The 613-nt window shown below is 57.4% G+C and carries 1 protein-coding gene; it reads left to right on the top strand.

The features are described 5' to 3' along the window. On the top strand, window positions 1-585 hold a 585-nt coding region (locus C7G61_RS43075), incomplete at its 5' end, for a TraB/TrbI/VirB10 family type IV secretion system protein (RefSeq protein WP_145963845.1). Window positions 586-613 lie beyond the last annotated feature (28 nt).

Raw genomic sequence — 613 nt, 5'->3', positions numbered from 1 at the left:
ACGACAATCTCCGCCGTGCTTGAAACGGCTATTAATACAGAACTGCCGGGCAATATTCGAGCCCTGGTCATCGACCCGGTATACTCCTTCGACGGTTCTCGCATTCTGCTGCCGGCGGGGACAAGCCTGATCGGCGCCTTCAGTAATAAGGTGGATATCGAGCAGAACCGCGTGCTGATCGCATGGAACCGAGCCATCACTCCCGAGGGCAAATCGATCGCGCTCGGCTCTACAGGCACGGACCTGCTTGGTCGCGCCGGCATCGAAGGCAACGTGGACAACCGCTACGGCAAGAAGCTAGGTGCAGCTGCCCTCATTAGCACCATCACCGCGTTGCCCTCGATCCTTCCTATTCTGACCGGCAGCAACAGGTCAGGTAGAGGAGCGGGCACGACAATCACTATCGAAGGTGCGGGATCAGGCAACACCAATCCTGCCGGCCAAGCCGCATCAAATATCGTCGGGGCCCTTAGCGCTCAGGGTAAGGGTATCCTGGACAAATACCTCTCCCTCCCTCCCATCCATCGTGTCCCGCAGGGCAAGGAAATCCTTGTCTCTGTCAACCAGGATCTCTTTATTCGATGAATGACCACCAGTCCAGTCGTGCCATCTC

This window comes from Bradyrhizobium algeriense (genome assembly GCF_003062295.1).
Taxonomy (GTDB): domain Bacteria; phylum Pseudomonadota; class Alphaproteobacteria; order Rhizobiales; family Xanthobacteraceae; genus Bradyrhizobium; species Bradyrhizobium algeriense.
Note: the sequence above shows the minus strand (reverse complement) of the source record. Positions and strands in the feature narration are given on the sequence as shown.